Below are 18,557 nucleotides of genomic sequence, written 5' to 3' on the forward strand. Positions count from 1 at the left end.
TCCTCGTCGGGCTTAACGACGCGGAGGGGATTTTTTTTCATCGATTTTTAAAGAGGTCAGTACATGAGCACCTTAGGTCATCAATACGACAACTCCCTGGTTTCTAACGCCTTTGGTTTTTTGCGTCTGCCGATGAACTTCATGCCGTACGACAGCGACGCCGACTGGGTGATCACCGGCGTACCGTTTGATATGGCAACGTCTGGCCGCGCGGGCGGTCGTCATGGTCCGGCTGCGATCCGTCAGGTTTCCACTAACCTGGCGTGGGAGCACAACCGCTTCCCGTGGAACTTCGATATGCGCGAGCGTCTGAACGTGGTGGACTGCGGCGATTTGGTTTATGCGTTCGGCGATGCGCGTGAAATGAGTGAAAAACTGCAGGCGCACGCTGAAAAGCTGCTTTCTGCTGGTAAGCGCATGCTCTCCTTTGGCGGCGACCACTTCGTCACGCTGCCGCTGCTGCGCGCACACGCTAAGCACTTTGGTAAAATGGCGCTGGTACACTTTGATGCCCACACCGACACCTACGCTAACGGCTGTGAATTCGACCACGGCACCATGTTCTACACTGCGCCGAACGAAGGTCTGATCGATCCGAATCACTCAGTGCAGATTGGTATCCGTACCGAGTTCGACAAAGATAACGGTTTTACCGTGCTTGACGCGTGCCAGGTGAACGATCGCGGCGTAGATGACATCATTGCGCAGGTTAAGCAGATTGTTGGTGATATGCCGGTCTACCTGACCTTTGATATCGACTGCCTGGATCCGGCGTTTGCTCCGGGTACCGGTACGCCGGTCATCGGCGGTCTGACGTCTGACCGCGCGATTAAGCTGGTGCGTGGTCTGAAAGATCTGAACATCGTCGGGATGGACGTCGTTGAAGTGGCTCCGGCCTACGATCAGTCGGAGATCACCGCGCTGGCGGCGGCTACGTTAGCACTGGAAATGCTGTATATTCAGGCGGCGAAGAAAGGCGAATAATAGTCGGACTATTTTACTCGTCATTTTGGGTCCGGGCAGTGCTCGCCACCCTCACGTACTACGTGTACGCTCCGGTGGCTGTGCGCTGGCCGGGCCCAAACTGACTTCGCCAATTACGTCCGATAATGGGATGAAATCTGTAGGCCGGATAAGGCATTCACGCCGCCATCCGGCACTGTTTGAAGATTACTTAATTCCGTCTGCGCTCATGCGATCGCGAATATGTTGCGCACGTTCTGCGGAAGCCGGGTGATCGTCAAACATTGAGCTTTGACGTCCCGCTTCCAGTTTTGCCAGTTTCTCAAAGCTGGTGGCTAAGCCTGCCGGACTGATCCCTCGTTTGCGCAACAAATCATACGAGTAATCATCCGCCTCGGATTCCTGACGCTGGGAGAACTGCGAGTTCACCAGTTTCTCGCCAAGATCGCCCAATTGCGACTGTGACAGGCTGCCGACAATGCCGCCAGCTGACGCCGCCGCTGCACGTACGGCGTTTGTACCCAGCGCAACCTGCATGCCTTTTTTCACGTGGCCCAGCGCAACGTGGCCCATTTCATGGCCGATCACCGCTTCAACTTCGTTGTCGGTCATCATATCCATCAAGCCGCTGTACACGCGGATACAGCCGTTCGCCATGGCAAAAGCATTCACATCTTTCGCCATATAGACTTTGTAGTTCACCGGCTGGCCGTTAATGTTATCGCCAAGCGCGGCGGCGATTTTACCCAATCGCGTTGCGTACTCGCTTCCAGCCGGGGCGATGGTAGCTTTGCTGTCCATATCCTTACAGGCCTGATCGCTCAGCGCTTTTACCTGCGCATCGCTCAGGCTGTAGGCCTGAAAAGCCTCTGCGCCAGAAGAAAGCAGTCCGTTAGAGTCCATGTTCTGGCAGCCGGTCAATGCCGCCGCCATGCTCGTAGCAAGCAGTAAAGCGCGAATTTTCATTTTTTCTCTTCCGCACAAAGTCAGGATTATTCTAAAAAATGCGTCGTTTGCAGGTGAACCGACGCCCGGCCTAAGTATAAAGAAAAGAACAATAAGCGGGCGAGAAGATTGCGCAACTTGCGCGCACGATCCAGAGATTTCTGAAGCGGTAAAAGGATGCTCCATGTACATGACACGCGGCTTGGGTTACATTGTTGGCACTTTTTTCCGGCGTAGCCCAAAACGCGCTGTCGTCAAGTCGTTTAGGGCGTGGCCTTCATTATCCGATCTGGAGTCAAAATGTCCTCACGTAAAGAGCTTGCCAATGCTATTCGTGCGCTGAGCATGGACGCAGTACAGAAAGCCAAATCCGGTCACCCGGGTGCCCCGATGGGTATGGCTGACATTGCCGAAGTCCTGTGGCGTGATTTCCTGAACCACAACCCGACTAACCCGTCCTGGGCTGACCGTGACCGCTTCGTGCTGTCTAACGGTCACGGCTCCATGCTGATTTACAGCCTGCTGCACCTCACCGGCTACGATCTGCCGATGTCCGAGCTGCAGAACTTCCGTCAGCTGCACTCCAAAACTCCGGGTCACCCGGAAGTGGGTTACACCGCGGGTGTTGAAACCACGACCGGTCCTCTGGGTCAGGGCATTGCGAATGCAGTGGGTATGGCTATCGCTGAAAAAACGCTGGCGGCGCAGTTTAACCGTCCAGGTCACGACATCGTTGACCACTTCACCTACGCTTTCATGGGCGACGGCTGCATGATGGAAGGTATCTCTCACGAGGTATGTTCCCTGGCCGGTACGCTGAAGCTGGGCAAACTGGTTGCGTTCTACGATGACAACGGCATCTCTATCGATGGCCACGTTGAAGGCTGGTTCACTGATGACACTGCTAAGCGTTTTGAAGCTTACGGCTGGCACGTGGTTCGCGGCGTTGATGGCCACGATGCTGACGCGATTAAACGCGCAGTTGAAGAAGCACGCGCTGTGACCGACAAACCGTCCCTGCTGATGTGCAAAACCATCATCGGTTTCGGTTCCCCGAACAAAGCCGGTACCCATGACTCTCACGGTGCGCCGCTGGGCGATGCAGAAATCGCACTGACCCGTGAACAGCTGGGCTGGAAATACGCGCCGTTCGAAATCCCGTCTGAAATCTACGCGCAGTGGGATGCGAAAGAAGCTGGTCAGGCAAAAGAAGCAGCATGGAACGAGAAGTTCGCTGCTTATGCGAAAGCCTTCCCGCAGGAAGCGGCTGAATTCACCCGCCGTATGAAAGGTGAAATGCCGGCTGATTTCGACGCCAAAGCGAACGAGTTCATCGCTAAGCTGCAGGCTAACCCATCCAAAATCGCCAGTCGTAAAGCGTCTCAGAACGCGATTGAAGCGTTCGGTCCTCTGCTGCCGGAATTCCTTGGCGGCTCTGCTGACCTGGCACCTTCTAACCTGACTCTGTGGTCGGGTTCTAAAGCGATCAACGAAGATACCGCTGGTAACTACATCCATTACGGTGTGCGTGAATTCGGTATGACCGCTATCGCTAACGGTATCGCGCTGCACGGTGGTTTCCTGCCATACACCTCTACCTTCCTGATGTTCGTAGAATATGCCCGTAACGCGGTGCGTATGGCTGCGCTGATGAAACAGCGTCAGGTGATGGTCTATACCCACGACTCAATCGGTCTGGGCGAAGATGGCCCGACACACCAGCCGGTAGAGCAGGTTGCTTCTCTGCGCGTGACGCCGAACATGAGCACATGGCGTCCGTGTGACCAGGTTGAATCTGCCGTGGCATGGAAATACGGCGTAGAGCGTCAGGACGGCCCGACCGCGCTGATCCTCTCCCGTCAGAACCTGGCACAGCAGGAACGTACCGAAGAGCAGCTGGCGAACATCGCTCGCGGTGGTTACGTGCTGAAAGATTGCGCCGGTCAGCCGGAACTGATCTTCATTGCTACCGGTTCTGAAGTTGAGCTGGCTGTGGCCGCATGGGACAAACTGACGGCTGAAGGCGTTAAAGCGCGCGTGGTTTCCATGCCGTCTACCGACGCGTTCGACAAGCAGGATGCCGCTTACCGCGAGTCCGTACTGCCGAAAGCGGTTTCCGCTCGCGTTGCAGTGGAAGCTGGTATCGCTGACTACTGGTTCAAATATGTGGGCCTGAACGGCGCTATCGTCGGTATGACCACCTTTGGTGAGTCTGCTCCGGCAGAGCTGCTGTTCGAAGAGTTTGGCTTCACCGTCGACAACGTCGTCGCGAAAGCAAAAGAACTGCTGTAATTTCGATTACAGGTAAAAACGGGTCGCTCAGGCGGCCCGTTTTTTAATCAGTTGATGTTTATTTATCCCTGCGCAACCTTTCATTGTAGATCTGCGTCACAAATGTGATATTTATCCTTGTTTGGTATTTGCTGGTGATGTCACATAACTAGCATTGCTTTTTATTTTTAACTCCTTAACCATCTGTTTTTAAAGGCCTCATCAAAAAACATTCTGCGCTGTCTGTATTTTTCTCCTCGATTGATTTCATTTTGCCGTGCGCGTATTTTATTTTTAACGCTAACTCGTACCCTAAAAATAAAATAAGGAAAATGTATGCGGCTGATTGATTACTTTCCAGAATCATCTATCTCAATAAAAAATTCAGCAAAGAACTGGCAGGAGGCAATTGACTTTTCTATGTCATCCTTACTCGCCAATCATTATGTCAATTCAGATTATATTCAGGCCATTAAAGATTCAACGGTTAACAATGGACCTTATTATATTTTAGCCCCTGGCGTTGCCATGCCACACGCTCGCCCAGAGTGTGGTGCATTAAAGACCGGAATGTCATTAACGCTTCTCAAACAGGAAGTAAAATTTGCCGAAGATGATGAAGGTATCAGATTATTAATCGGACTATCGGCAGCAAATGCTGATTCACATATTGGTGCTATTCAGGCTTTAAGTGAATTGTTATGTGAAGAGGAAGCGCTAACCGCTTTGTTATCAGCTAAATCAGAAAAACAACTGGCGGATATTATCGCCCACGCATAATTCACAGTTTCCTTTCAGGACATTATTATGGAAAACAAGTCTGCTCGTGCCAAAGTCCAGGCTTTTGGTGGGTTTTTGACTGCCATGGTCATTCCCAACATCGGCGCGTTTATTGCCTGGGGTTTTATAACCGCATTGTTTATTCCTACCGGTTGGATGCCGAACGAGCATTTCGCCAAAATTGTCGGTCCGATGATTACCTATTTACTGCCCGTCATGATTGGCTCCACAGGGGGACATCTGGTAGGCGGGAAACGTGGCGCAGTAATGGGGGGCATTGGTTCTATTGGCGTTATCGTCGGCGCGGATATCCCGATGTTCCTTGGCGCGATGGTGATGGGACCGCTTGGTGGCTGGGTGATTAAGCATATCGATCGTCTGCTGGAAAAACGCATTCCTGCAGGTTTCGAGATGGTTATCAATAACTTCTCTCTTGGTATTGCGGGAATGCTGTTATGCCTGCTGGGGTTCGAAGTCATTGGCCCGGCGGTCCTCATTGCTAATAATTTTGTGAAGGAATGTATTGAAGCGTTGGTTCATGCGGGTTATCTGCCGTTGCTATCCGTAATCAATGAACCGGCGAAAATCCTTTTTCTGAATAATGCTATCGATCAGGGCGTATATTATCCGCTGGGAATGCAACAAGCTTCAGAAACGGGAAAATCGATTTTCTTCATGGTGGCATCTAACCCAGGTCCAGGGTTAGGTCTGTTACTTGGCTTTGCAATCTTTGGCAAAGGGATGAGTAAAAAGTCTGCGCCAGGCGCCATGATTATCCACTTTCTCGGCGGTATTCATGAACTGTATTTCCCGTATGTGCTGATGAAGCCTCTGACCCTGATTGCGATGATTGCCGGGGGAATGACCGGGACGTGGGTATTCCACCTGCTGGACGGTGGGTTAGTTGCGGGTCCGAGCCCTGGATCAATATTCGCCTATCTGGCATTAACGCCCAAAGGTTCTTTCCTCGCGACCATAGCAGGAGTCACTGCGGGTACAATAGTGACTTTTGTTATTACCTCTGTAATCCTGAAAATGGAAAAGAGCGTCGAAACGGAAAGTGAGGATGACTTTGCTGAGTCAGCCAGAGCCGTCAAGGCGATGAAGCAGGAAGGTAAATTCTCTTATAAAAATATTAAACGCGTTGCTTTTGTCTGTGATGCGGGAATGGGTTCCAGCGCGATGGGGGCAACCACGTTTCGTAAACGTCTGGAGAAAGCGGGATTGAATATTAACGTGACACATTATGCCATCGAAAATGTTCCACAAGATGCCGATATTATTGTCACCCATGCCAGTCTTGAAGGTCGTGTTAAACGTGTAAGCGAAAAGCCATTAGTGCTGATTAAGAACTATATTGGTGACCCACTGTTAGACGATTTATTTAAACGCATTACGGCGAACTAGCCTTATTCTATTTTATGGAGTGAATATGAAAACGAAAGTTGCTGCCATTTATGGCAAGCAGGATATTCGTATCCGCGAGTTTGAGCTGCCTGCAATTACAGATAATGAATTGTTAGTAAGCGTAATATCCGATAGCGTTTGTTTATCTACCTGGAAAGCGGCGGCATTAGGGAGCGATCATAAACGCGTACCAGATGACCTGGAAAACCATCCGGTTATTACCGGGCATGAATGTGCAGGTATCATCGTTGAGGTTGGAAAAAACCTGACGGATAAATATAAGAAAGGCCAGCGTTTTGTTTTGCAACCCGCGATGGGATTGCCAAGCGGTTATTCAGCGGGATACAGCTACGAATATTTTGGCGGTAATGCGACATATATGATTATCCCGGAGGTGGCGATTAATCTGGGTTGTGTTTTACCGTACCACGGTTCTTATTTTGCCGCAGCATCCCTGGCGGAGCCGATGTGCTGCATTATTGGCGCTTATAACGCGAATTTTCACACCACGCCTTACGTTTATGAGCACCGTATGGGGATTAAGCCGGGGGGAAGTATTGCGCTTCTGGCCTGCGCCGGGCCGATGGGGATTGGCGCTATAGATTATGCCATTAACGGCAGCATTCAGCCGTCACGTGTGGTGGTGGTCGACATTGACGAAGCGCGACTGGCGCAGGCTAAAAAACTGTTGCCGGTTGAGTTAGCGGCAGAAAAGGGGATTGAGCTTATCTATGTGAATACTACAGGCATGGATTCTCCGACCGCGATGCTGCGTGCTCTTACCAATGACACAGGTTTTGATGATGTCTTTGTGTATGCGGCAGTGCCAGCCGTCATTGAAATGGCTGATGATTTACTTGCGGAAGATGGCTGCCTGAATTTCTTTGCCGGCCCTACGGACAGTAACTTCAAAGTGCCGTTTAACTTTTATAACGTGCACTACAACAGTACTCACGTTGTCGGAACGTCCGGCGGTTCCACGGATGATATGAAAGAGGCTATTGCGCTCAGTGCAACTGGCCAACTGCAACCGTCGTTTATGGTGACGCACATTGGCGGCCTTGATGCGGTTCCGCACACCGTATTGAACTTACCTGCGATCCCCGGCGGTAAAAAGCTGATATACAACGGCGTTACCATGCCACTGACCGCCATTGCTGATTTTGCGGAGAAAGGGAAAACGGACCCATTATTCAAAGAACTGGCGCTGCTGGTGGAGGAGACGCACGGTATCTGGAATGAAAAAGCAGAAAAATACCTTTTAGCACACTTTGGCGTTGATATCGGGGAGGCGGCGATATGATGTCGCTGGCATGGCCGCTATTTCGTATCACGGAACAGGCTGCGCTGGCAGCCTGGCCGCAAACCGGGTGCGGCGATAAAAACAAGATTGATGGTCTGGCGGTGACGGCAATGCGTGAAGCATTGAACAGTATTGCCATCCGTGGACGAATCGTCATTGGCGAAGGGGAGATTGATCAAGCCCCGATGCTGTGGATTGGCGAGGAAGTGGGAACCGATACCGGACCTGAGGTAGATATCGCCGTCGATCCTATTGAAGGAACCCGAATGGTGGCGATGGGTCAAAGCAATGCGCTGGCCGTCATGGCGTTTGCACCTCGAGGTTCACTGTTACACGCTCCTGATATGTACATGAAAAAACTGGTTGTTAATCGCTTTGCAAAAGGGGCGATTAATCTGGCGCTGCCGTTGGCAGACAATCTGCGTAATGTGGCTGAGGCGTTGGGCAAACCGCTGGATCGACTGCGGATGGTGACGCTGGATAAACCGCGTCTTCAATCAGCGATTGCCGAGGCGACGCGGCTTGGCGTCAAAGTCTTTGCTCTGCCCGATGGCGATGTGGCCGCCAGCGTATTGGCCTGTATGCAGGAGAATCCTTATGATCTGATGTATACCATTGGCGGGGCGCCTGAAGGGGTTATTTCGGCCTGTGCGGTTAAAGCGCTGGGGGGAGATATGCAGGCTGAGCTGATTGATTTTTGCGAAGCGAAAGGAGATAGCGCAGATCATCGCCTGATTGCAGCACAGGAACGTCAGCGCTGCGCGGAGATGGGCGTTGAAATCAACCGTATCTATGCGCTTGACGAACTGGTAGGGGGAAATAAGATCCTTTTCAGCGCGACGGGGGTAACAGGCGGCGATCTTGTTAAAGGGATCCAACAGGTTGCAAATGGTGTGCGCACACAAACTTTACTGATCGGTGGCGCGGATCGAACGTGTAATATAATAGACTCTCTGCATTCATGGTGATTTATCGGATAACTAATGACGACGCTGACAGAAGACGATGTGCTTGAGCAACTGGATGCTCAAAATAATTTACTCTCGTTTATGACGACGGCACATAACATTTTGCTCCAGGGCATTAAGCGTTTTTTACCGTCGCTGTTCGTTAATAACGATGAAGAAATCGTGGAATATGCAGTGAAGCCGTTACTCGCCCAGAGTGGACCGCTTGACGATATCGACGTTGCGTTACGACTGATTTATGCGCTGGGAAAAATGGATAAATGGCTTTATGCCGACATCACCCATTTCTCTCAGTTTTATCAGTACCTGAAGGAGCAGGATAATATCCCCGGTTTTGCCGATGATATTACCTGGGATTTTGTCAGCAACGTGAACAGTATCACCCGCAATGCGACCCTTTATGGTGCGCTGGAGTCGATGAAATTTGCCGACTTTGCTGCGTGGTCTGAAGTGCGCTTTAGCGCCATGGTCAAGACGGCAATGACGCTGGCAGTAACGGCGATTTTAAAGGAATTAACGCCGTGAAAATCGAACTAACGGTGAATGGGCTACAAGTTGAAGCGCATTACCATGATGATGAGATAGAGAACGTTCATAAACCGTTATTGCATCAGTTGGCAAAAATACACGCCACTAACCCGCAGCGACGAACGATTGTTTTTCTTAGCGCGCCGCCGGGTACGGGGAAATCGACGCTGACCACCTTCTGGGAATATCTCTCCCATCAGGATCCTGACCTGCCGGAGATCCAGACGCTGCCGATGGATGGCTTCCATCACTATAATACCTGGCTGGATGCCCATAACCTGCGGGCATACAAAGGTGCGCCGGAAACCTTTGATGTGGATAAGCTTGCGCAGAATCTACGCCAGATAAAGGAAGGGGAAGGATCCTGGCCGCAATATGATCGGCAAAAGCACGATCCGGTAGAAGCGGCCATCACCGTGACGGCACCGATCGTGATTGTGGAAGGAAACTGGTTATTGCGCGATGACGAAAGGTGGCGAGCGTTAGCTGAGTTTTGTGATTGCTCGTTGTTTATTCGCGCCCCCGCCAATGCGCTGCGCATGCGACTGGTAGGTCGTAAACTGGCTGGTGGACTCTCACAAGCTGACGCTGAGGCGTTTTATGAGCGTACCGACGGACCGAATGTTCGTCGGGTACTGGATGGGAGTCGGTCAGCAAACTTTATGCTGGAGATGACGGTCGATGGTGCATATCGGGCTGTATGATATTTTTATTGTGTAGACGTACCACGCGCGAGAAATGACGCTGCGTAAACGCCGCGTCATGACTGATCGCTACAATGCTTGTACCACGCGCACGACATACCGCCAGCCAGTTTTCGAAGACGCCAAGCCAGTGCGCATCAAAATCCCGGCTGGGTTCATCCAGCAGTAGAATCGCGGGCGCGAGTGCTTCCAGACTGGCGACGGCAACCATTCGTCGTTGAGCAGTATGCAGATCCAGTGGGTGTGCGTCGGCAACGTCCTCTAGCTGACATAACTGCAGTGCTGCCGACGTACGTTGCGCAATCTCAGCTACCGGGAGCTTCTGTAGCCGTAATCCGAAAGCCACTTCCTCTGCTACCTTGCTGTGAAAGATTTGATTTTCCGCCTCCTGAAACAGCACGCCGATCGCCCTGGCGCGCTCCCGGTTTTTCAGTTGCGCAATCGGACGGTTTTGTACCGTTACTGAGCCAGAAGACGGAAATAGCAGCCCGGCCATAATACGCAGCAGCGTAGATTTACCGGCGCCATTATCGCCTGTAAGCGCCAGCCATTCCCCTTCATGGAGTTCAAGTGAAATATTGCACAGGCAGTCATCGGCGGCGTTCGGCCAGCGATAGCTGACCTGGTTTAACGTTAGCATAGCGGTGACAATGCTCCATCGCGCAGTTGCCACGCCTGCTGGCAATGGCTGAGAAAAGGGGAATGATTGCGTTCGAAAAGCACCACCAAAGCATGCTGTTCCTGCGCCCATTGTTGCAGTCGCTTGAGTAGCATCACAGTCGCCTGCGCTGTCAGGCGGCTGAATGCTTCGTCCAGAATCAATATTTTCGGCTGCATGGCGAGCGCGCTGGCAATCACCACCCGCTGGGTTTCTCCGCCGGAAAGCGTGCCAGGATGACGACGGCGCAGAGGCTGACATTCCGTCAGCGTCAGGGCTTCATCAATGCGCTTCATAATTTCGGCCTCGGTAAGGCAGAGATTTTCCGGACCAAACGCCACTTCTTCCTCTACGCTGAATGTACAACCTGAAAGCTGCAGGTAAGGTGACTGCTGTACAAGCTGGACAGTACTCGACTGCTCGACCAGTGACAGTTTCCCGATGGGGGTACCCAGCAGCGTTCCTGTGCCCTCAATTTCTCCGGGCAGGAAATCGGGGTACCAGCCTGCCATCAGCTGTGCCAGCGTACTTTTCCCACTGCCGTTATCGCCAAAAATAGCTACCATTCCGGGCTCGGCATAGTGGAAATTGTAGCAAGCGGGGGGCCGCGCGGCATGCGTCGGAAGATAGCGAAACTGTTCTAACGTAACCAAATCCAGACTCCTGTCTCAACCATCATCAGAACTATCATGGCGTAGCGAGCCAGACGCTGCAGGAGGCTGTCTGGCGGCGCCCACAGCGTGGTGCGTGAGCGATGCAGGCGAAATCCTCGCATATCGAGCGCCGCGCCGCGGACGGCTAAATCATTGAGCGCGTTATGGGTAAGCGGAACAATCAATGCTGGCATGGCGCGTAAACGTTGGTACCAGGACTCATCCAGCGGTACGCCGCGTGCGCGCTGGGCCTCATGAATAATCGCCAACTGGCGTTTGAACTGTTCAACGACCAGCAACGGCCCGGCAAACAGGTAGGCCACACCTGGCGGCAGCCGAGAAGCAAACAGGGCGCGTATAAAACGCGAAACCGGTACGTACTGCATCCATATCTGCGATGTTGACACAATAGCCAGGATCCGCAGCCAGAGCGTAATGGCATCGGCCCAACGTTCTGGCGTGCGTGGTTGTCCGCTGAGCCATTCGGTAAGCCATCCGCCGTGCACCAGCCATAGCCCCAGTCCTAAGGGGATCATCAGCCAGAGTACGTATTTCGCCCGCGACCGCGTAGCCTTCATACACAACAAACTGGCAAACGTCGCGGCGCTGTACAGACTAAGCGGCGCTCCGGTTGGCAGCAGGAGCGTGGAGCAGGCGGCGAGTGCCCACAGAGTTAACGACGTAAACGGGTGCATTTAGCGCACGGCAGACATCGTAGGGAAATGGCGCGTTGTGCGCAGCGGGAGCTGGCGGAGTAGCACCCAGACGATGATTGCCGTGAGGATTTTATCGACCAGATTCGCACCGATGACGGTGATGGCGACGGACTCAACCAGGTTCTGACCGACCGAGTGCATCCACGCGACAAAAAGATCGGCACCGCTGCCGGTAACGCCGCCAAACAGGGTCGTGCGAATAGGCACGGCAACGAGGGTAACAGCAAGCGTAATAATCACACCGCTGACAACGACTTTGGGTAAGGTGCGAAACCATCCCGCCCGCGCCAGCCAACCGGCGACCAGTCCAATCACCATGGCGACGGGCGCAAAGGCGGCGGCGATCGGATCGGTCAGTAACCCCCATAACAGGTTAGTGAGTAATCCGGTAAGCATCCCCACCACTGGACCTAGCAGCACTGCGCTAATCAAGGTACCAATCGAGTCGAGAAAAATAGGTAGTTTCAGCATGCTGATAAGCTGCCCACCGACCATATTGATGGCGATAGCAATGACAATCAGTACCAGAGACTGGCTGGAAAATTGGCGACGCGCCATAGAAAACCTCTTTCAAGTAAAACGTTAGCGGGATGAAATAACCAGTTCGTCATAACCGGAAACGGCGCAGGGCTGACGGCTGAATGCCAGAGACGTCAGCTCGCCAATCACCAGTTCCAGCGTGGTGCGCACGGTACAGCCCGGCATCATGTGGCCGCCCAGCATCGCGCCGCGCGGGTCGGCAACCGCCAGATGGAGATGCTCGCCGGTAAGTTCCAGCGTGCCGTTCAGAGAGATAATTTCCCACGAATCGGTGAGTAACGTGGTTTCTTCGCGTCCAGCGAAGCGCAGGGCTATGTTGCTCAGACTGCCGGTGCAACCCGCTATCCAACCAGCCTGTAGCTGATGTTGTTGTACAAAAGCGTGTAGCGCTGAAAAGACTTCCTGACCGGGTAATAACCGCAGCGCATGAAAGCGAGCTTCAGATGATGGGGGATAGAATATAGCCATAGTTGAGGGACTCCGAGACTCGGACGTAGCGCTGATAATATAGACGCGGGCTAGGGAGCTTCCTGATATAAATCAGGATTTGTGACATGGCAACGAAATAATCTTGCTACGGTTATTCGTAATTCTGGAATATGGAATAAATTTAGCGCTGAAGGGCGTTAAAATGTGACGTAAGTCAGATAACTGTGTTCTGTTGCTGGACAATCATTCCTTTTATTCCGCGTTTCGCTTATTCTAGCTGAAGCGTTTCAGTCGATTAAATGTTCGACAATTAACCAATTAGTCGCAGTTTGCGACAGGTAAGGTTTCCCTGAGCGATTTGCTGCATTACTCTGTCAGCCACATCGTTTCTGAGAAATCCTTGCAGGAGACCTATGACCGTACGCGTAGCGATTAATGGTTTCGGTCGCATCGGACGCAACGTGGTTCGTGCTTTGTATGAATCCGGGCGTCGGGCGGAAATCACCGTGGTGGCAATCAACGAACTGGCCGATGCTGCAGGCATGGCGCATTTGTTGAAATATGACACCAGCCATGGACGTTTTGCCTGGGATGTTCGTCAGGAACGTGACCAGCTCATTGTTGGCGATGACGCGATTCGCATCCTGCATGAGCGAACACTCGATGCACTTCCATGGCGCGAACTGGGTGTCGACATCGTGCTGGATTGTACGGGGGTCTTCGGCAACCGCGAACACGGCGAGGCGCATATTGCCGCTGGTGCAAAAAAAGTGCTCTTTTCACATCCTGGCAGTCACGACATCGACGCAACCGTTGTGTATGGCGTTAATCAGGATCAGCTGCGCGCTGAGCACCGAATTGTATCCAACGCCTCCTGCACCACGAATTGTATAATTCCCGTCATTAAATTGCTGGATGATGCTTACGGCATTGAGTCTGGTACCGTCACCACGATCCACTCCGCGATGCACGATCAGCAGGTTATTGATGCTTATCATCCCGACCTGCGTCGCACGCGAGCGGCCAGTCAGTCGATTATTCCGGTGGATACCAAACTGGCGGCGGGCATCACGCGAATTTTCCCGCAGTTTAACGATCGTTTTGAAGCGATAGCGGTGCGTGTACCGACCATAAATGTGACGGCGATCGACTTAAGCGTGACGGTGAAAAAACCAGTAAAAGCCAGTGAAGTCAACCGGTTGCTGCAAAAAGCAGCACAAGGTGCATTTCATGGTATAGTTGACTATACGGAATTACCGTTGGTCTCTGTAGATTTTAACCACGACCCGCACAGCGCCATCGTTGATGGTACGCAAACGCGCGTGAGTGGCGCTCACCTGATCAAAACGCTGGTCTGGTGTGATAATGAATGGGGCTTTGCTAACCGTATGCTCGACACAACGTTAGCGATGGCTGCTATTGGTTTCAGGCTCGACGCTTGAGCGTCGACAAAACTTTATGAATCAACGAGAGGATTCACCATGTCTGTAATTAAGATGACCGATCTGGATCTGGCTGGTAAACGCGTTTTTATCCGTGCGGACCTGAACGTACCAGTTAAAGAAGGGAAAGTAACCAGCGATGCGCGTATCCGTGCTTCCCTGCCAACCATCGAACTGGCCCTGAAACAGGGTGCTAAAGTGATGGTAACTTCCCACCTGGGTCGTCCTACCGAAGGCGAGTACAACGAAGAATTCTCTCTGCTGCCGGTTGTTAACTATCTGAAAGACAAACTGTCTGCTCCAGTTCGCCTGGTAAAAGATTACCTGGACGGCGTTGAAGTCGCTGCCGGTGAACTGGTTGTTCTGGAAAACGTTCGCTTCAACAAAGGCGAGAAGAAAGACGACGAAGCGCTGTCCAAAAAATATGCTGCGCTGTGCGACGTATTCGTCATGGATGCTTTCGGTACGGCTCACCGTGCGCAGGCTTCTACCCACGGTATCGGCAAATTTGCTGACGTAGCGTGCGCTGGTCCGCTGCTGGCTGAAGAGCTGGATGCGCTGGGTAAAGCACTGAAAGAACCTGCTCGTCCGATGGTGGCTATCGTTGGTGGTTCTAAAGTTTCTACCAAACTGACCGTTCTGGATTCTCTGTCAAAAATCGCTGACCAACTGATCGTTGGCGGTGGTATCGCGAACACCTTCGTTGCCGCTCAAGGCCACAACGTGGGTAAATCCCTGTATGAAGCTGACCTGGTTGACGAAGCTAAGCGCCTGCTGACCACTTGCGACATCCCGGTCCCGACCGACGTTCGCGTAGCGACTGAATTCTCTGAAACTGCACCGGCTACTCTGAAATCCGTTAGCGATGTGAAAGAAGACGAGCAGATCCTGGACATCGGCGACGCTTCTGCACAGCAACTGGCTGACATCCTGAAGAATGCGAAAACCATTCTGTGGAACGGCCCGGTTGGCGTGTTCGAATTCCCGAACTTCCGCAAGGGTACTGAAATCGTGGCTAACGCCATCGCAGACAGCGAAGCGTTCTCTATCGCAGGCGGCGGCGACACCCTGGCAGCTATCGACCTGTTCGGTATTGCTGACAAAATCTCCTACATCTCCACTGGCGGCGGCGCATTCCTCGAATTCGTGGAAGGCAAAGTACTGCCAGCAGTAGCGATGCTCGAAGAGCGCGCTAAAAAGTAAGCATTTAATGGGCAGGGTAACCTGCCCAATTATTAGCGCGCTTTAGAGCGCGCGCCCTTTCCAAGGCCGAAGATACAGGACTCGCAACATGTCTAAAATTTTTGATTTCGTAAAACCAGGCGTAATCACTGGTGATGACGTACAGAAAGTTTTCCAGGTAGCTAAAGAAAACAACTTTGCTCTGCCAGCTGTTAACTGCGTTGGTACCGACTCCATCAACGCCGTACTGGAAACCGCTGCAAAAGTTAAAGCGCCGGTAATCGTACAGTTCTCCAACGGTGGTGCTTCTTTCATCGCGGGTAAAGGCGTGAAGTCCGACGTTCCTCAGGGCGCTGCAATCCTGGGTGCTATCTCTGGCGCGCATCACGTTCACCAGATGGCTGAACACTACGGTGTTCCGGTTATCCTGCACACTGACCACTGCGCGAAGAAACTGCTGCCGTGGATCGACGGTCTGCTGGACGCGGGTGAAAAACACTTCGCAGCAACCGGCAAACCACTGTTCTCTTCTCACATGATCGACCTGTCTGAAGAGTCTCTGGAAGAGAACATCGAAATCTGCTCCAAATACCTGGCGCGCATGTCCAAAATGGGCATGACCCTGGAAATCGAACTGGGTTGCACCGGTGGCGAAGAAGACGGCGTGGACAACAGCCACATGGACGCTTCTGCACTGTACACCCAGCCGGAAGACGTTGATTACGCCTACACCGAGCTGAGCAAAATCAGCCCGCGTTTCACCATCGCAGCTTCCTTCGGTAACGTACACGGCGTTTACAAGCCGGGTAACGTTGTTCTGACCCCGACCATCCTGCGCGACTCTCAGGACTATGTTTCTAAGAAACATAACCTGCCGCACAACAGCCTGAACTTCGTCTTCCACGGCGGTTCCGGTTCTACTGCTCAGGAAATCAAAGACTCCGTAAGCTACGGCGTAGTGAAAATGAACATCGACACCGATACCCAATGGGCTACCTGGGAAGGCGTTCTGAACTACTACAAAGCAAACGAAGCTTACCTGCAGGGTCAGCTGGGCAACCCGAAAGGCGAAGATCAGCCGAACAAGAAATACTACGATCCGCGCGTATGGCTGCGTGCTGGTCAGGCAACCATGATCACCCGTCTGGAACAGGCTTTCAAAGAACTGAACGCGGTTGACGTTCTGTAATTAACGCCGTTCTACGTGACATGAGGCCCGCAAATGCGGGCCTTTTTTATTGCCATTTCAATGTGCTGCTGACAGAGAATTCTGTGATCTGTTTGGCAAAATCCAGGTTTATTGTTTACCCTTGTCAGGTTGCCAGTCCCGTGAGGGCGGCTTTATTTCTCCCGTTTGGGTAAGCAAAAAAGGAATAGTGAATGGAAGATTTGAATGTTGTCGACAGCATAAACGGTGCGGGCACCTGGCTGGTCCGCAATCAGGAGCTGCTGTTGAGCTATGCCGTCAACATCGTGGCGGCCATCGCCATTGTCATTATCGGTATGATCGTGGCGCGCATCGTATCTAACACCGTTAACCGCCTGATGCTGGCGCGTAAAATTGATGCAACCGTTGCCGACTTCCTCTCCGCACTGGTGCGCTACGGTATTATCGCTTTCACGCTGATTGCCGCTCTGGGCCGCGTTGGGGTACAAACCGCCTCCGTGATTGCCGTTCTCGGTGCCGCTGGTTTAGCCGTTGGTCTGGCACTGCAAGGTTCGTTGTCCAACCTCGCCGCTGGCGTGCTGTTGGTAATGTTCCGTCCGTTCCGTGCGGGTGAGTATGTAGACCTCGGCGGCGTAGCGGGAACCGTGCTCAACGTGCAGATTTTCTCCACGACCATGCGTACCGTTGACGGTAAGATTGTGGTGATCCCAAACGGTAAAATTATTGCCGGGAACATCATTAACTTCTCTCGCGAGCCGGTCCGTCGTAACGAATTTATCATCGGCGTAGCTTATGACTCCGATATCGATCAGGTGAAAAAAATCCTCACTGATATCATCCAGTCTGACGAACGAATCATTAAAGATCGTGAAATGACGGTGCGCCTGAATGAGCTGGGCGCTTCCTCGATTAATTTCGTCGTACGCGTCTGGAGCAACAGCAGCGATCTGCAAAGCGTCTATTGGGATGTTCTGGAGCGTATTAAACGCGAGTTTGACGCCAACGGCATCAGCTTCCCGTATCCGCAGATGGATGTGAACTTCAAGCGTGTGAAAGAGAGCGCTGCAGAGTAATCGCGTGCCCGGTGGCGCTATCGCATACCGGGCCTACAAAATCTCCAGGCCGGACAAGGCGCCAGCCGCCATCCGGCATCTTCCCTCCTGGTATTAATTCCTCTTATCCCTGATTAAAATTATCAATTTCCGCTAATGATTTTCCCGCGCTATAGTCTGCTCCTAAGAGAAACAGTTCGGGATGATTAACGTGTTATCGTATTATTTTCAAGGGCTTGCACTTGGTGCGGCCATGATACTTCCGCTTGGTCCACAAAATGCTTTTGTGATGAATCAGGGGATCCGTCGCCAGTATCACATCATGATCGCTTTACTTTGCGCTATCAGCGATTTGGCGTTGATTTGCGCGGGGATCTTCGGCGGTAGCGCCTTGCTGATGCAGTCGCCGTGGCTGATGGCGCTGGTCACCTGGGGCGGCGTCGCCTTTTTACTCTGGTACGGTTTTGGTGCGTTAAAAACGGCGATGAGTAGTAATCTGGAGCTGGCCAGCGCCGAGGTGATGAAGCAGGGCCGCTGGAAAATCATTGCTACTATGCTGGCGGTGACGTGGCTCAATCCCCATGTTTATCTGGATACCTTTGTGGTGCTGGGGAGTCTGGGAGGGCAACTGGACGTTGAGCCTAAGCGCTGGTTTGCGCTGGGAACCGTCAGCGCTTCGTTCCTGTGGTTCTTCGGCCTGGCATTGCTGGCGGCCTGGCTTGCTCCGCGCCTGCGTACTGCTAAAGCACAGCGCATCATCAATACGCTGGTAGGATTAGTGATGTGGTTTATCGCTTTTCAGCTGGCAAAAGAAGGTGTTGCGCACGTTCATGCGTTGTTCAACTAAG

The 18,557-nt window shown here is 52.4% G+C and carries 19 protein-coding genes; 13 read left to right on the top strand and 6 right to left on the bottom strand.

What is annotated here, in order from left to right; genetic code table 11:
• Window positions 1-63 precede the first annotated feature (63 nt).
• Window positions 64-984: an agmatinase gene (speB, locus tag WHR59_RS03925; RefSeq protein WP_005123314.1), complete on the top strand. Its 921-nt coding sequence runs from the start codon at window positions 64-66 to the stop codon at window positions 982-984.
• Between the two features lie 186 nt (window positions 985-1,170).
• On the opposite strand, the gene WHR59_RS03930 is transcribed toward speB, so the two are convergent.
• Window positions 1,171-1,929: a M48 family metallopeptidase gene (locus tag WHR59_RS03930; protein WP_043017538.1), complete on the bottom strand. Its 759-nt coding sequence runs from the start codon at window positions 1,927-1,929 to the stop codon at window positions 1,171-1,173.
• Window positions 1,930-2,208: 279 nt separating this feature from the next.
• Here WHR59_RS03930 and tkt point away from each other — a divergent pair, with 279 nt between their 5' ends.
• The 7 genes from tkt (at window position 2,209) to WHR59_RS03965 (ending at window position 9,869) form a co-directional block, all read left to right on the top strand.
• Window positions 2,209-4,200, top strand: coding sequence for a transketolase (gene tkt, locus WHR59_RS03935; RefSeq protein ID WP_043017537.1), 1,992 nt, complete (start codon window positions 2,209-2,211; stop codon window positions 4,198-4,200).
• A gap of 315 nt (window positions 4,201-4,515) precedes the next feature.
• The gene (gene cmtB, locus WHR59_RS03940; RefSeq protein WP_043017536.1) at window positions 4,516-4,959 is read left to right on the top strand and encodes a PTS mannitol transporter subunit IIA; all 444 of its coding nucleotides are present in this window, start codon (window positions 4,516-4,518) and stop codon (window positions 4,957-4,959) included.
• 27 nt (window positions 4,960-4,986) lie between these two features.
• Window positions 4,987-6,366 carry a PTS mannitol transporter subunit IICB gene (locus WHR59_RS03945; RefSeq protein WP_047408864.1) on the top strand — a complete coding sequence of 460 codons (1,380 nt, stop codon included), beginning with the start codon at window positions 4,987-4,989 and terminating at the stop codon, window positions 6,364-6,366.
• 25 nt (window positions 6,367-6,391) lie between these two features.
• Complete coding sequence (locus WHR59_RS03950; protein WP_172862388.1) at window positions 6,392-7,669, top strand: zinc-binding dehydrogenase; 1,278 nt, start codon at window positions 6,392-6,394, stop codon at window positions 7,667-7,669.
• The gene (glpX, locus tag WHR59_RS03955) at window positions 7,666-8,637 is read left to right on the top strand and encodes a class II fructose-bisphosphatase (RefSeq protein ID WP_087052025.1); all 972 of its coding nucleotides are present in this window, start codon (window positions 7,666-7,668) and stop codon (window positions 8,635-8,637) included. Before WHR59_RS03950 ends, glpX begins: the two co-directional genes overlap by 4 nt.
• 15 nt (window positions 8,638-8,652) lie before the next feature.
• The gene (locus WHR59_RS03960) at window positions 8,653-9,162 is read left to right on the top strand and encodes an MltR family transcriptional regulator (RefSeq protein ID WP_047408872.1); all 510 of its coding nucleotides are present in this window, start codon (window positions 8,653-8,655) and stop codon (window positions 9,160-9,162) included.
• Window positions 9,159-9,869 (top strand): nucleoside/nucleotide kinase family protein, encoded by a 711-nt coding sequence (locus WHR59_RS03965; RefSeq protein ID WP_181634326.1) that lies wholly within the window; start codon window positions 9,159-9,161, stop codon window positions 9,867-9,869. The genes WHR59_RS03960 and WHR59_RS03965 overlap by 4 nt, the downstream gene beginning before the upstream one ends.
• Here WHR59_RS03965 and WHR59_RS03970 read toward each other — a convergent pair.
• The 5 genes from WHR59_RS03970 to WHR59_RS03990 are packed head-to-tail and all read right to left on the bottom strand — an operon-like array spanning window position 9,826 to window position 12,904.
• Window positions 9,826-10,509, bottom strand: coding sequence for an ABC transporter ATP-binding protein (locus WHR59_RS03970; RefSeq protein ID WP_075145652.1), 684 nt, complete (start codon window positions 10,507-10,509; stop codon window positions 9,826-9,828). The two genes, WHR59_RS03965 and WHR59_RS03970, sit on opposite strands and share 44 nt — an antisense overlap.
• On the bottom strand, window positions 10,503-11,180 hold the full coding sequence (locus WHR59_RS03975) for an ABC transporter ATP-binding protein (protein WP_080626127.1): 678 nt from the start codon (window positions 11,178-11,180) through the stop codon (window positions 10,503-10,505). Before WHR59_RS03975 ends, WHR59_RS03970 begins: the two co-directional genes overlap by 7 nt.
• Window positions 11,168-11,875 (bottom strand): energy-coupling factor transporter transmembrane component T, encoded by a 708-nt coding sequence (locus WHR59_RS03980; protein ID WP_227093462.1) that lies wholly within the window; start codon window positions 11,873-11,875, stop codon window positions 11,168-11,170. The genes WHR59_RS03975 and WHR59_RS03980 overlap by 13 nt, the downstream gene beginning before the upstream one ends.
• Window positions 11,876-12,454: an ECF transporter S component gene (locus WHR59_RS03985; RefSeq protein ID WP_003027040.1), complete on the bottom strand. Its 579-nt coding sequence runs from the start codon at window positions 12,452-12,454 to the stop codon at window positions 11,876-11,878.
• A gap of 24 nt (window positions 12,455-12,478) precedes the next feature.
• Window positions 12,479-12,904, bottom strand: a complete 426-nt coding sequence (locus WHR59_RS03990) for a PPC domain-containing DNA-binding protein (protein WP_043017528.1) — start codon at window positions 12,902-12,904, stop codon at window positions 12,479-12,481.
• 374 nt (window positions 12,905-13,278) lie between these two features.
• Here WHR59_RS03990 and epd point away from each other — a divergent pair, with 374 nt between their 5' ends.
• From epd to argO, 5 genes are all read left to right on the top strand, one after another.
• Window positions 13,279-14,307: an erythrose-4-phosphate dehydrogenase gene (epd, locus tag WHR59_RS03995; RefSeq protein ID WP_071445566.1), complete on the top strand. Its 1,029-nt coding sequence runs from the start codon at window positions 13,279-13,281 to the stop codon at window positions 14,305-14,307.
• Window positions 14,308-14,346: 39 nt separating this feature from the next.
• The gene (gene pgk / locus WHR59_RS04000; protein WP_043017527.1) at window positions 14,347-15,510 is read left to right on the top strand and encodes a phosphoglycerate kinase; all 1,164 of its coding nucleotides are present in this window, start codon (window positions 14,347-14,349) and stop codon (window positions 15,508-15,510) included.
• A gap of 88 nt (window positions 15,511-15,598) precedes the next feature.
• Entirely contained in the window at window positions 15,599-16,678 is a 1,080-nt protein-coding gene (gene fbaA / locus WHR59_RS04005; RefSeq protein WP_003027029.1) for a class II fructose-bisphosphate aldolase, read from the top strand.
• Between the two features lie 191 nt (window positions 16,679-16,869).
• A complete protein-coding gene (locus WHR59_RS04010; RefSeq protein ID WP_043017526.1) occupies window positions 16,870-17,730 on the top strand; it encodes a small-conductance mechanosensitive channel MscS in 861 nt (286 codons plus the stop codon).
• Window positions 17,731-17,920: 190 nt separating this feature from the next.
• Window positions 17,921-18,556 carry an arginine exporter ArgO gene (argO, locus tag WHR59_RS04015; RefSeq protein WP_043017991.1) on the top strand — a complete coding sequence of 212 codons (636 nt, stop codon included), beginning with the start codon at window positions 17,921-17,923 and terminating at the stop codon, window positions 18,554-18,556.
• Window position 18,557 lies beyond the last annotated feature (1 nt).

Origin of the sequence: Citrobacter europaeus, from assembly GCF_037482245.1 — a bacterium.
GTDB lineage: Bacteria > Pseudomonadota > Gammaproteobacteria > Enterobacterales > Enterobacteriaceae > Citrobacter > Citrobacter europaeus.

Bases quoted from the DNA above. Each gene is read 5' to 3' on its own strand.
- speB (WP_005123314.1), top strand. From the start codon at position 64: ATGAGCACCTTAGGTCATCAATACGACAACTCCCTGGTTTCTAACGCC.
- WHR59_RS03930 (WP_043017538.1), bottom strand. From the start codon at position 1,929: ATGAAAATTCGCGCTTTACTGCTTGCTACGAGCATGGCGGCGGCATTG.
- tkt (WP_043017537.1), top strand. From the start codon at position 2,209: ATGTCCTCACGTAAAGAGCTTGCCAATGCTATTCGTGCGCTGAGCATG.
- cmtB (WP_043017536.1), top strand. From the start codon at position 4,516: ATGCGGCTGATTGATTACTTTCCAGAATCATCTATCTCAATAAAAAAT.
- WHR59_RS03945 (WP_047408864.1), top strand. From the start codon at position 4,987: ATGGAAAACAAGTCTGCTCGTGCCAAAGTCCAGGCTTTTGGTGGGTTT.
- WHR59_RS03950 (WP_172862388.1), top strand. From the start codon at position 6,392: ATGAAAACGAAAGTTGCTGCCATTTATGGCAAGCAGGATATTCGTATC.
- glpX (WP_087052025.1), top strand. From the start codon at position 7,666: ATGATGTCGCTGGCATGGCCGCTATTTCGTATCACGGAACAGGCTGCG.
- WHR59_RS03960 (WP_047408872.1), top strand. From the start codon at position 8,653: ATGACGACGCTGACAGAAGACGATGTGCTTGAGCAACTGGATGCTCAA.
- WHR59_RS03970 (WP_075145652.1), bottom strand. From the start codon at position 10,509: ATGCTAACGTTAAACCAGGTCAGCTATCGCTGGCCGAACGCCGCCGAT.
- WHR59_RS03980 (WP_227093462.1), bottom strand. From the start codon at position 11,875: ATGCACCCGTTTACGTCGTTAACTCTGTGGGCACTCGCCGCCTGCTCC.
- WHR59_RS03985 (WP_003027040.1), bottom strand. From the start codon at position 12,454: ATGGCGCGTCGCCAATTTTCCAGCCAGTCTCTGGTACTGATTGTCATT.
- WHR59_RS03990 (WP_043017528.1), bottom strand. From the start codon at position 12,904: ATGGCTATATTCTATCCCCCATCATCTGAAGCTCGCTTTCATGCGCTG.
- epd (WP_071445566.1), top strand. From the start codon at position 13,279: ATGACCGTACGCGTAGCGATTAATGGTTTCGGTCGCATCGGACGCAAC.
- pgk (WP_043017527.1), top strand. From the start codon at position 14,347: ATGTCTGTAATTAAGATGACCGATCTGGATCTGGCTGGTAAACGCGTT.
- fbaA (WP_003027029.1), top strand. From the start codon at position 15,599: ATGTCTAAAATTTTTGATTTCGTAAAACCAGGCGTAATCACTGGTGAT.
- WHR59_RS04010 (WP_043017526.1), top strand. From the start codon at position 16,870: ATGGAAGATTTGAATGTTGTCGACAGCATAAACGGTGCGGGCACCTGG.